Source organism: Brachyspira hampsonii, assembly GCF_001746205.1.
GTDB lineage: Bacteria > Spirochaetota > Brachyspiria > Brachyspirales > Brachyspiraceae > Brachyspira > Brachyspira hampsonii_B.
This window is the reverse complement of sequence record NZ_MDCO01000001.1, coordinates 19913-32755: the sequence shown is the minus strand read 5'-3', so window position 1 is coordinate 32755 and position 12843 is coordinate 19913. Positions and strand designations below refer to the sequence as shown.

The 12843-nt window shown below is 27.5% G+C and carries 10 protein-coding genes; 5 read left to right on the top strand and 5 right to left on the bottom strand.

All coding sequences use genetic code 11. The features are described from left to right. The first annotated feature begins 90 nt into the window (after window positions 1–90). Window positions 91–390 (top strand): Trp family transcriptional regulator, encoded by a 300-nt coding sequence (locus BFL38_RS00120; protein WP_008722619.1) that lies wholly within the window; start codon window positions 91–93, stop codon window positions 388–390. On the opposite strand, the gene hemW is transcribed toward BFL38_RS00120, so the two are convergent. From hemW to lpxC, 3 genes are read right to left on the bottom strand one after another with little or no spacing between them, the layout of a single operon-like run. Beyond that, a complete protein-coding gene (hemW, locus tag BFL38_RS00115) occupies window positions 382–1530 on the bottom strand; it encodes a radical SAM family heme chaperone HemW (protein ID WP_069725152.1) in 1149 nt (382 codons plus the stop codon). The two genes, BFL38_RS00120 and hemW, sit on opposite strands and share 9 nt — an antisense overlap. A 4-nt stretch (window positions 1531–1534) precedes the next feature. Then, window positions 1535–2389: a sigma-70 family RNA polymerase sigma factor gene (locus BFL38_RS00110; RefSeq protein ID WP_069725151.1), complete on the bottom strand. Its 855-nt coding sequence runs from the start codon at window positions 2387–2389 to the stop codon at window positions 1535–1537. Between the two features lie 57 nt (window positions 2390–2446). Next, window positions 2447–3739: a UDP-3-O-acyl-N-acetylglucosamine deacetylase gene (gene lpxC / locus BFL38_RS00105; RefSeq protein WP_069725150.1), complete on the bottom strand. Its 1293-nt coding sequence runs from the start codon at window positions 3737–3739 to the stop codon at window positions 2447–2449. Window positions 3740–3978: 239 nt separating this feature from the next. Here lpxC and glyS point away from each other — a divergent pair, with 239 nt between their 5' ends. Next, complete coding sequence (gene glyS, locus BFL38_RS00100) at window positions 3979–6072, top strand: glycine--tRNA ligase subunit beta (RefSeq protein WP_069725149.1); 2094 nt, start codon at window positions 3979–3981, stop codon at window positions 6070–6072. A 168-nt stretch (window positions 6073–6240) separates the two neighbouring features. Beyond that, window positions 6241–7002: a hypothetical protein gene (locus BFL38_RS00095; protein WP_069725148.1), complete on the top strand. Its 762-nt coding sequence runs from the start codon at window positions 6241–6243 to the stop codon at window positions 7000–7002. Window positions 7003–7189: 187 nt separating this feature from the next. On the opposite strand, the gene thiD is transcribed toward BFL38_RS00095, so the two are convergent. Together thiD and BFL38_RS00085 are read right to left on the bottom strand one after the other, a co-directional pair. Continuing rightward, window positions 7190–7999, bottom strand: coding sequence for a bifunctional hydroxymethylpyrimidine kinase/phosphomethylpyrimidine kinase (gene thiD / locus BFL38_RS00090; protein WP_069725147.1), 810 nt, complete (start codon window positions 7997–7999; stop codon window positions 7190–7192). A 28-nt stretch (window positions 8000–8027) separates the two neighbouring features. Beyond that, complete coding sequence (locus tag BFL38_RS00085; RefSeq protein ID WP_069725146.1) at window positions 8028–8735, bottom strand: PleD family two-component system response regulator; 708 nt, start codon at window positions 8733–8735, stop codon at window positions 8028–8030. Window positions 8736–8977: 242 nt separating this feature from the next. On the opposite strand from BFL38_RS00085, the gene BFL38_RS00080 reads away from it, so the two are divergent. Together BFL38_RS00080 and BFL38_RS00075 are read left to right on the top strand one after the other, a co-directional pair. Next, window positions 8978–10375 (top strand): alpha-amylase family glycosyl hydrolase, encoded by a 1398-nt coding sequence (locus BFL38_RS00080; protein WP_069725145.1) that lies wholly within the window; start codon window positions 8978–8980, stop codon window positions 10373–10375. Between the two features lie 36 nt (window positions 10376–10411). After that, window positions 10412–12808: a sensor histidine kinase gene (locus BFL38_RS00075; protein ID WP_069725144.1), complete on the top strand. Its 2397-nt coding sequence runs from the start codon at window positions 10412–10414 to the stop codon at window positions 12806–12808. Window positions 12809–12843 lie beyond the last annotated feature (35 nt).

Sequence of the window (12843 nt, the reverse complement as noted above, 5' to 3'; positions counted from 1 at the left end):
ATAATAAGAAATTTGCTTGAAAAAATTAATATTTATTCTATACTTAATATAGTAGTATTATTAATAGTAATGAATTTAAGGAGATATAAAATGGAACTTTTAGCACATATTCTAGCAACTGAAAATAATGAAGAATTTATTAAGAAACTTCTAACAGAACTCTTCACAAAAGATGAACAAGATATGATACAGCAAAGATTGAGGATAGTAACATTATTAAGAAAGAAAATGCCGCAATATGAAATTGCCAAACATTTAAATGCAAGTCTTTGTTCGATAACAAGAGGAGCAAAGGAATTAAAAAAAGATGACAGTGCTTTAGCAATAATAGTAGATAAATATCTTATAAATGATAAAAACTTTCAAGAATCATTAAACAAATCAAAGTAACAATATACTAATCTCATCAACATAATCAAAATAGTGCTTCTTTATAGATAAATAATTATTATGTACATTAAAATATTGAGTATTATTATTTATAATGTTGTAATACTTATAATAAAATTTTTCATTAAAGTAATTATTATACTTATCAATATTTATTCCTTTTACTGTTCTTAGTGAAAGGAATATAAACTCTTTTTTTCTAGTATCTATATCTAAGTATTCATTTTCTTTTATAGGGAGATTACTATTATCAATAAAATTAAAATAATCTCTAAGGATTTTCACATTGCAGTATCTATTATTATTATAACATCCTGCAGCAGATACTCCTATACCTATATAATCTTTTAAAAGCCAATAATTACTATTATGAATAGAATTATAATCAGGAAGCGAATAATTTGAAACCTCATACCTTTTAAATCCAAGTCCTTCCAATGTATCAGATGCTTTTTTATAATAAATGACAGATTCTTCATCATTAGGAAGTAAATCTTTCCATTTTTTATGCAATGAATCTGTAAGCTCTAAATAATAAAGAGAAAAATGCTTAACTTTAGGAAGCAAATCATAAGAAAATAATATATCATCTTTTATTTGTGTTTCTGAGTTTAAAGGAAGTCCGCATATAAAATCAAGAGATATATTTTCTAAAGAAGATTTATTTATTAATTTAATGGCATTTATAATATCTTTTTTATCTGTATGCCTATTTATAATAGCTAAACTTTTTTCATTAAATGTTTGGATACCAAGAGAAAGCCTTATATTTTGTATTTGCTCTAAAAATTTTATATATTCTAAGTTTATATCATTTATATTTGATTCAATAGTTATTTCTTTGATTAAATCTGTATTTTTTGAACCTATATAATCTCTATTATGATTATATACAATATTTAATATATTATCTAACAAATATTTTAATAAATCAGAATCAAATACAGAAGGAGTGCCTCCTCCGAAATATATGGTTTCTATATATGATTTATAATTTTGTATTCTTAATTTTAACTCTGATATTAATGCTTCTGCATATTTTCTATATATTTCTCTGTCATTCATATTAACAATAGAATAAAAATTGCAGTAGCTGCATTTATATGTACAAAAAGGGATATGTATATAAAGCCCTGACATTTTATTATTTTAAGAAATCTTTTAATGAACTATATTTTTGAGAATGCATTTTTCTCAATGCTTTTTTTTCGATCTGTCTTATACGCTCTTTAGTGAAAGAAAACATCTCCCCCACTTCTTTAAGAGTTTTTCTCTCCTGATCTATTCCATATCTGGCATTAATAATCTGCTTTTCTATATCTGATAAACTTTCAATAGCAACTTTTAATTCCTCCATAAGCTCTTTGTTTATAGCAGTTTCTTCAACATTTGTAGAAGTTTTATCCTCTATAGTATCAATAAGCCTATCCTTCATACCATCATAATTATATTCGCCTTCAAGTGAAATATGTTCTGTACTCATAGACATAATATGAAGTATATCATTAGGATCTTTATTTAATATGGCAGCAAGCTCATTAACATCAGGAGTATATCCGCTTTTATAATAGTATTGATGTACAGTGCGTTCCAAATCCACTAAATCCATAGCTTTATTTAAAGGAAGCCTTATGAGTCTTGATTTCTCATTAATAGCCCTTAAAATACTTTGCCTTATCCAATAAACTGCATAAGATATAAAATGATATCCTTTATCCGGATCAAATCTGTCAGCTGCTATTATAAGTCCCATATTGCCTTCGCTTATCAAATCTTCAAGCAGAAGTCCGCTGTTTTTATACTGTTTTGCTATTGTAATAACAAATCTGAGATTGCTTCTAATTAGCTTTGATCTTGCTTCAGCATCTCCTTCTTTTAATCTTTTAGTGAGTTCTATCTCCTCTTCTCTAGTTAAAAGTTTTTCTTTTTTAGCATCTGCAAAATATAATGATATATTATTCTGTTCTTCCGTATTAGTTCTTAACCTGCTTTCTGACATATTTTTATACTCTTAAATTAGTTATTAATTATATCATTTTTAACCATTAAATCAAATTCATAAATATCTATTTGCAAGATCATGTACAACGGAATGATTGAAAGAGTGAGAAGACTTATTAGCAACAACTTTGCCTCTTATAGGTCTGCCTAAAATATATAAATCTCCAATTATATCCAAAATTTTATGTCTTACAAACTCATTATCGAAATGAAGTTTGGTATTTATTACTTTCCCATCGCAAAGAAGTATATGGCTTCCTATCATACCGCTTCCAGCCATTCCCATTTTTTGGGCATAATCAATATTATCTATAGTATTAAATGATCTTGCTCTTCCAATCTCCTCGGTAAACTGATCAAAATTCTCAAATTTATATGTATATTCCTGTACTCCTATAGAACCTGCAAAATCTATACGAAGACTTACTTCAAGTCCTTCATAAGGAGAAAGTATTATATAAGTTTCATTATCATTAACATTTCCATAAGTTAAGGTAGTATCTATAACTATAGGCTCTATATAATCGTCCTGCTCCACAAAACCAGCCTCTTTTAAAGCATCGCAAAATACTAAAGCAGAACCATCTACATTGGGTACTTCTCCATCACATTTTACTATTAAATTAGTAATACCCATCATATGAAGTGCCGCCAAGAAATGCTCTGTAGTCTTTATATATCTGTTTCCTGATACTAATGCTGTAGAATTAACCGCTCCGGACTTATCTTTAGAAAGTATATTATTATGCGATAATTTTATATGAGTATTTGTATTAATATCAATAAAAACTATACCTGTATTAACTTCTGCAGGAACCAAAGTTAATGCAGTTTTTCTTCCTTCCATTAAGGCAAAACCGCTTACAACAATACTTTTAGCTATGGTTCTCTGTTTAACCTTATATCCTACATTACTGCAATGTTTGTTAGAGCAATTTTCCTCATTTACTGAGGCTTCCGCTTTATTTATACTCTCTTTGAATACATCTTCACAGCTTGAAAGCAGCTTAGATATGCTAATAGGCTTTTCTAAAAAGTCATAAGCTCCCATTTTAGTAGCTCTCACAGCGGTTTCAACACCAGCATGTCCGCTCATCATTATTACAATAGTATTAGGATATTTTTCCTTTATATTAGAAAGTATGTCTAGCCCATCTACATCCGGAAGCCATACATCTAAAAATACTAAATTTATCTTCTTACTATTAAATATGTCCTCTGCTTCTTTATAATTTTTGGCTATATCTACTCCATAGCCCTCATCTTCTAAAATATTCTGACAAGTAGTCAGTATATCCTCTTCATCATCTATTATTAATATATTTTGTTTAGTTGTTACTGTCTGCATATTAAAATCTTCCAATTTATAAATATAGTATATTAATGATATAAAATCAATATCTTATTATATATTATCGTAAAATAATGATTATTTTCTTTAAATATTCTTATTCTTTATTAATATAACCTTACAAATAAACAAATAGTTAACAAAATTGAAAATTAACATTCAAAAAATATTGTTTTTTTTATACTATAAATATACAATATAGGACATTAATAATTATTATTTTAAGGAAAATTAAAGTGAAAGATTTACTCATTGAAATATTGGTTGAGGAGATACCTGCAGATTTTGCATATCCTGCAAGTATGAGTTTTAAAAAAATAATAGAAAATACATTAAAAAACAATGGTATTAATTTCAGTTCTGTTAACTCATACACTACCCCAAGAAGATTAGCAATTTTAGCAGAAAACATAGAAGAAAAATCAAAAGATGAAGTTATAGAATTTAGAGGACCTTTATTTGAAAGTGCTTTTAAAGACGGTAATCCTACAAAAGCAGGAGAAGGTTTTTTGAAATCTCACAACATTGATGCTAATTCAGTAAAAAATATTGATGAAAATGAATCATTTGATAAACCATATATAAAAGAAGTAAATGGAAAAAAATATATTTTTGTAAAAAAAGAAAAAAAAGGTATAGAAACTAAAAAACTATTTGAAGAAAAACTAGAAAGTATTGTTTCAAGTATAGATTTTAAAAAGAAAATGAGATGGGGAAACAAAGACTTTGCTTTTGTTCGTCCTATAAGAAATGTAATAGCATTATTCGGAAATGAAATTATTAAAACTTCAGTTGCTGGAATAGAAACTAATAATAAAATAACAGGACATAGACTTCTTTCACCGGAATTTAAAGAAATTAATAACCCTAAAGACTATGAAAAAATATTATTAGAAAAACATGTTGTAGTTTCAAGAGAAAAAAGATTAGAAAATATTATAAATCAATTAGAAAATATAGAAAAAGAGCTTGGTTTTGAGGCAGTTTCTAAGAAAAAAGTATCTGAAATAGTTGTGGATTTGACAGAGGAGCCGTACTTACTTACAGCTGAATTTGACTCTAAATTTTTGGAAGTTCCTAAAGAAGTATTAACAAGCGAAATGATAGAACATCAGAAATACTTCCCATTATGTAAAAAAGACGGTTCTTTAACTAATGTATTTGTAATAACAGCTAATCAGCCTAAAACTCCTCAGATAATAGCTGGAAATATAAGAGTTTTAACAGCAAGACTTTCAGACGGAAGATTCTTATACCAAGAGGATATAAGAAAAGGTATGGACGAAATGAATGAAAGACTTGAAATGCTTATGTTCAGAAAAGAGCTTGGAAGTGTTGCTGATAAAGTAAAAAGACTCGAGAAAAACTCTGAGCTTTTAATAACACTTTTAGGATATGAAAAAGATAAAGAAAATATACTTAAAGCTATTAAATATATGAAATCAGATTTAGTAAGCAATATGGTTTATAACTTCCCAGAGCTTCAGGGTATAATGGGCGGATATTTTGCAAAAGCTATGAATCTTAATGACGATGCTGCTTTAGCTATCAATGAACAGTACAGACCTTTATTTGCTTCCGATGAAATACCTTCAAATGACACAGGTAAGGCTATAGCTATACTTGACAAAATGGATAATATAGCAGCTGGATTTTATGTAGGAGATATACCAACAGGTTCTCAAGACCCTAATGCTTTAAGAAGACAGGCTTTAGGTATTATTAATATACTTATAAAATCTAAAAAGCATGTTAATCTTAAAAAATTAATAGAACAGTCAATTAATTCTATGCCTAAAGATGCAAGAAATAATAAAAGCGAAGATTTAGTAAAAGATATATTTGAGTTCTTTAAATCCCGTTTTGAAAATGATATTGATTTTTCTAAAGATTCCGTTGCAGGCGTTCTTTCTACAGGAATAGACGATATGTATGACGCTTACTTAAAAATAGAAGCCATTGATGAATTTAGAAAGAAAAATGATGCACTATTCTCAAATCTTTTATTAGTATTTAAAAGAATTAAAAACATGATTAAATCTGCTAAAGATGTGAACTTAGATGAATCATTATTAAAAGAGGAAGCAGAAAAATCTCTATACAATACATATAAAGAAAAATTGAATGAAGTTAATAAACTTATGGAAAATAGAGATTATGAAAAAACATTTGCTTTATTGGCAAGCCTTTATGAACCATTAGACAAATTCTTCAAAGATATTATGGTGAATGTAGATGATGAAAAAATAAAAAATAATCGTATAGCTTTGCTTTCTTCAGTAGATAAAATTTTTAAAAATATGCTTGATTTCTCTAGTTTGGTAAAATAAAAAATAATTAAATAAATCATTATCAAAGGCACTTTCATTTATTATAAAATGGAGGTGCTTTTTTGTATTAACTATATAATTTATCAAATATAAAAAAAATTTACATTTTCTTATTGTAATATTTTCTATATATTTTATTATATAACTAATACAAAAAAAGGAGAAAAAATGAAAAAAATCATACCTATATTACTATTTATATCTATTTTAGTATTTTCATGTACAAAAACGGATACAACATCAAATCAGAATGGAACATCAAATAGTAATGCATCATCTGAAGCTGGAACTATGGATATAGACTTTCAGGCTGTATTCGGTGAAATGGCTAATGATGATAATAATTTAATGCAAAACTCATATTTAAAAGTTTCAGGAACTTACGGCAATATTGATGCTAAGGTAGATGCTGAAACAGGAGCTTCAACTCCAAAGGGAGCTACTAAATCTTGGGACTCATACAGATACGAAAATAAACAATATGCAAATAATAAAATAGAAAGAGGATTTGGATTCTTTGTACTTTACGGAGTTGCACCTGCTAAAACTTATAATTTTGACGGTATGACAGGAACAGGAGTATCACAAAAAACTTTAGACGGAACTAATGGTCCTATGATTACAGGAACAGGAGTTACTAAAGATGAAACAGGAGTGATTACCATAAGATATGCTCATGCAGGAGGTCCTACAGTTTATCCTTGGGTTTATGAATTAAAATCTGATACTAATGGAATATTCAAAATAGGTTATGGCTTAGATAATAACAAAATAAGTACATCTCAAATTTCTAATGACATGAATTTTACTGATATTCAAATGATTACTGATAAAGCAAAAGACGGCATACCTTATTGGCAGGGAGATTTGCAGGGTACTTTTGAAAATGACACTTTAACTTTAAAAGGTACATTAAAAGAAGTTAAATAAAAAATTATCAAACAAAAAAGGGCTTTATAGAAATATAAAGTCCTTTTTTTATTTAATAAAAAAATATTAAAAATTATTTTATTTATCATATAAATTTTATTAGCTAATAATATATGCCAAATAAACTTAACAGATGCTAACAATTTTTATTATAAATGAATTACAATATATAAATACTAGAAATAAATTATATACTTAAATGCTTCCAAGCCTCATAAAAATGATGAACAGGACCATGACCTTTTCCTACACTGTCAGTTTTGGCAGCCTTTAATGCATTAAATAAATACTCTTTTCCTAATTTTGAAGCCTCAAGAGGAGTTTTTCCATGAGCCATATAACTGCATATTGCTGCAGAAAGAGTGCATCCTGTACCATGAGTATTTTTTGTATCTATTCTTAAAGCATCTAAAAACTCTTTGCTTTCTTTATTCATAAATAAATCTCTTGATAATTGACCTTCCAAATGTCCGCCTTTAAGCATAACATTTTTTGCCCCCATATCAAGTATATCATCAGCAGCTTCTATCATATCATCATCTGTTTTTATTTTTTTTAAAGTCAAATCTTCAGCTTCAGGTATATTCGGAGTTACAATGGCAGCAATAGGAAGTATATATTTTTTCAAACTATCCACTGCCTCCTCCAAAAGAAGTCTATCTCCGCTTTTAGCTACCATTACAGGATCAACTACTATAGGTATATTTTTAGCATTATTTTCTAAAAAATCAGCAACTAACTTTATTATATCACTATTAAAAAGCATTCCTATCTTTATGGCATCAGGTATAATATCATCAAATATGCATTCTAATTGTTCTTTTATAGCCTTTAATTCTATTTCATAGCAGTTTCTCACACCCTGAGTATTCTGTACAGGTAATGCCGTAAGTACACACATTCCATAACAGCCCAAAGCAGAAAAAGTTTTCAAATCTGCCTGTATACCCGCACCTCCGGAACCATCAAATCCCGCTATTGTTAAAGCCTTTAACATTGTGAAACTCCTATAATAATAAATAATATCATTTTAATTTTTCTATGTATTTATCATATATAAATTTACATATCAATTTAGTATTAAATGCTGATAAATCACTAAATTCACCTATATATTCATTGCCTATTTTTTCTAGTATATTAATAGAAAAACTTATTTTATAAGAACTAATAGACATAGAAGCATTCTTTATAATATGCCCCACTTCTATACTAGCTTCTTCAGGCGGCATAATAAATTTTAACCCTATCGGAGACATTTCTATTATCATACCATGAAGAATCTGTCTTACTCCGTCATGCCTAAATACCAATTTGAAATTATCTAAATTGTTTATTACTATATGTTTTAGTTTTTTAGGTTTAACTCCAGCCTTTTCTATCAAAACATTAAATCTATTTAAAAAATCTTTTTCATTAAAAGGCTTTAATAAAAAACCTGAAACACCTATTCTCATCATCTTAGTGAAAAATTCCCGGCTAGGATCTGCAACATGAACTATAACATGCACTCCATGATATCTGTCATCTAAATATATTTTTTCAAGTATACTCTCCATTTCAGTATCATTTTCCCCAATTTCTATAATAGCAATAGAAAAAGGAAGTTTGCCAAACATACTCAAAATATTATTTTTATCCTTCACAGCAACAACTTCATATCCTGCTGTAATAAGAATACTGATAAGACTATCTCTTATCTGTAAAGATGAATCATAAATTAATACTCTCATAATTTTATACCTGAAAAATTAATTATATTGTTATTACATTATATAATAGAAAAAATTAAAATCAATAATATATATAAACTTCATCACAAATGCTGAAGAAAATAATTTATATAATTTTTATAATACACTTATTAATATATAATGCAGTATATTATACATTTAATAAAAACTACTATAATGTTTTTTATTAACAAAAATATATAAAAAGTTGTTTTTTTTCTTTAATTATATATAATAAAGACATGAAAATATCTGGATATAATTTATTTCCGCCTCTTTTAGGGCATATAAAAAATTGGTACAGCCATATTGATAGGGTTAAGAATATGGGATTTGAATGGTTATACATTAATCCTATAACATATCCCGGATTTAGCGGAAGTTTATACGCTACAAAATATTATTATAAATATAACCCTGCTTTTTTCACTAGTTCTGAACAAGAAATCGCAGAAAAAGAATTGAAAGATTTCATTGCCTATTGTAATAATCAAAAAATAAAAGTAATGATGGATTTGGTTATTAACCATTCATCAAAAGATTGTAATCTTGTTAATGAACATTTTGAATGGTATAAAACCAAAGACGGAGTTTTGCAGTCTCCCGGAGCTTGGGATAATGGAAAATGGATTGAATGGGGCGATTTGGCTATGTTCAATAACAAAATAGATCCAAATGAAAAAGACGAAGAGGAAAATACTGATAACACTGATAATAAAGATAATCAGAATATTAATGATAATGAAATATTAAATCCTATATGGTTTTATTGGAATGATTTAATAAAACATAATCTCGATTTAGGATTCAGCGGATTCAGATGCGATGCGGCATATAAAGTCCCTAAAAAATTATGGAAATATTTAATATATAATGCTAAACAAATTAATAATGAAGCTGTATTCTTTGCTGAAAGTTTAGGCTGCTCTATGGAGGATACTGAGAAATTAATTGATGCTGGTTTTGATTATGTGGCAAGCAGTGCTAAATGGTGGGATTATGAAGGCGAATGGTTTATAGAACAGTATGATCTGGCAAGAGAAAAATGCATGCAAGTAGCATTTCCAAGCAATCATGACACCAAAAGGCTTATTTCAGAATATGACGGAAATATATGGAGAGTAAAACAGACTTTCTTATTTACAGCAATAGTATGCGATATGTGGATGATAACTTTGGGTGATGAGTACGGATTCCTGAAAAGATGCAATGTTGTAGGCGGTAATGAAAAAGATTATGAAAATATAAGCTATGATTTAAGCGAATACATAAAAGATATAACTAATTATATAAAAAATAATACTATACTTGCAGACTGCGGTAAAATAGTTTCCATTGACATAGAAGAAAAAAAGAAACTAGATAAATTGAAAAAAGAAACCGATACTCATTATGGATATTATGAACAAGAAAAAAATTATAAAGAAAAAAAAGAAAAAGATCCTTTTAGAAAGTTTTATAAATTTAATTTAAATGAAAACGATAAACTTTTAATTATAGTTAATATAACTTCTAAAACTAGAAAATTAGATACAAAAGAATACGGCATAAAAAAAGATATATCATTTGAAAACAAAATAGAAAACATTACAGAAACTATAGATATATTGCCGTATGAATTAAAAATATTTACTTTATAGGTAAAAGTATTTGATAAAAAATAGGAAGTTGATTTTATGGAAGAGAGAAAATCTATAGACAGTTTTTTTTCTGATTTATCTATGGGACTGCTTTTTGCTGAGAATACCAATGAAATAGACAGAGTTGTTGATTTATTCTTAGAAAAAACTTGTCAGTACTATGATTTTGATTGCGGAGAAGTATATTTTCCTAAAGGCGATTATCTTATACTTAGAGGCGTATATGGAATTGACAGGTACTATGTATGTAAAGTTGATTTTCCAATATCGGCCAATCATTGTAAAGATGTATTATATGATCAGAAAGTTTTTATAGGAGAAAATATTAATCATACCAATATGGAAGTATTTTCAAATTATTCATCTATGTTTGTACTTCCTATATTTTTCTATGCTAATCCTATAGGAGTTGTAGTTTTTAGAAATAAAGAAAAAAAAATAGAATTCTATAACTCTATAGTTAATGAAATAAAAAATGTTATAGGACACTTTGCTGTATATGCTAATAATGTACTTCAAAGCGTAACATATAAAGAAAGAGACAAACAATTAAAACTGCTTAGAGAATTATATTTGAAATTAAGCGAAGTTGATGATTTTGAAAATAATTTAAATCAATTAGCAAATGATATTGCAAATATTTTTACAGCTAATAAAGCATTTATAAGACTTAGAAATGAAAATGATGAGTTATATACTAGATCTAGTTATGGCTTTCCTGGTAATTTTGATTATTCAATGTTTGATGATGATATTTATGTATTAGAATTTTGGGATAAAAACATATTCTATATAAATAATGCAGCAAACAATAAATATTATGAAAAGTTTAGAGGCATCATAAACAGATCCGTACTATTCAATAGAATATCTGTAAAAAATAATTGCATAGGTTATGTAGTTGTTATAGATAAAATACCGGATGCAGTTAATCCGCTTGGAGATTTTGATACAAATGATCTTAATTTATTTAATCCGCTTCTAGCAAATATAGCAAGCAGAATTTCTGAACATTATAACATTGTAGAATTAAGCAAAGCAAATGAAAAAAACCTGAAACATATGTCTCGTTTGAATACATTATATGATATAAGCAATATTCTCTTAGAGCGTTCAAAAACAGAAGATATATTATTTTTACTTCTGACAATAGCAACAATAGGAGATGTATTTGCTTTTAACAGAGCATTTGCTTTTCTTTATGATAAAGAATTTAATGTATTTAGAGGAAGAATGTGTGTTGCTCCTACAAATGCTCAGGAAGCAGGTATGATATGGAGTAATATGCAAAAGCTGGATAAATATGCTCTTAGAGAAAAGTTAATGCTTTCTTTTGATAGAAGAAGCATGGAAGATTCTTGGGATTTAAATCAGAAATTCTTAAATACTGTTATACCAAATAATGAAAACTGCAAATTATTCTTTGATGTATTCAACAATAAAAACAGCATCAATATAACAAACACAAATAGTGCGGAAGTAGAACAAATAAAAAAATACACAGATATATTCGGATACTGTCCTTTCGCCATAATACCTATAATGAATGCCACAAACTGTATAGGTATGGTAGTAGTTGATAATTCTTATAATGGAAAGCCTATACCGGAAGATGATTTAGATTATTTAAAAATGTTCGGAAGGCAGGCAGCGGTAGCTTTAGAATATTCGTATCTTTATAATGAAATAGAAAAAAATAACAATGCTTTAAAAGCTGCTGAAAAAACATTATTAGATTTAAAAAGTTTGGCTATAATAGGTGAGATGAGTTCTTCTATGGCTCATAATCTTAGAAATTTTATAGTACCTATTGCAGGATTTGCTAACAGGCTTGTGAAGGTTAGTAAAGAAGAAAATATTAAAAACTATGCTCAGATAATAGCCAATGAGGTAGAAAATTTAGAAAATTATTTGAGAAGGAATTTATCATTTGCTAAAAGTATTAATCTGGAAGTTGAGAATATAAAAATAGATGATATGATTAAGTACCTTACTATTTTAGCAAAAGAATATATTAAAAAAAGCGGAAAAAATATTAAATTCTATGCTGTAAAAATCACGAAAGAAGATGTTGTAAAATGGGATTACGACAGAATGAATGAAGTTATATCCAATCTGATAATTAATGCCATAGATGCTATAAATAATGGTGATGAAGATTCGATTATCAGTGTAATATTTGATGATAATGCTTACAGAGAATCTATGATAGATATAATAGTTGAAAATACTAATTCATATATAGAACCGGAATTAGCTGAAAAAGTATTTACTCCATTCTTTACAACAAAAAGTCATGGAGTCGGTATAGGACTTGCCATTTCCAAAAGAATAGTAGAAGCTCATGGCGGAAGTATGGTGATAAAAAGTGTTAATGGAGCTTTTAAAATAACAACTTTTTTTGTTTCTATACCTGTTAGTTTAAATAATTAAAAATCATTTTCCGATAATAATTTAGTGGAGATAAA